This window comes from Exiguobacterium sp. E17S, from assembly GCF_057772545.1.
In genome coordinates, this window is sequence record NZ_JBYLRU010000028.1 from 1 (window position 1) to 259 (window position 259).

Sequence of the window (259 nt, forward strand, 5' to 3'; positions counted from 1 at the left end):
CCGAAGAGCATGCTCTCCGGTTTGGGCTGTTCCCGTTTCGCTCGCCGCTACTCAGGGAATCGCATTTGCTTTCTCTTCCTCCGGGTACTTAGATGTTTCAGTTCCCCGGGTCTGCCTCACGCTACGCTATGTATTCACGTAACATGTCCCATCCCATTACGGATGGTGGGTTCCCCCATTCGGAAATCTTCGGATCAAAGCATACTTACTGCTCCCCGAAGCATATCGCTGTTCGTCGCGTCCTTCATCGGCTCCTAGT

General features: G+C 53.7%; 1 rRNA gene. It reads right to left on the minus strand.

The features are described 5' to 3' along the window. A 23S ribosomal RNA gene (locus tag AC3B4V_RS16290) occupies positions 1–259 on the minus strand; the annotation flags it as partial.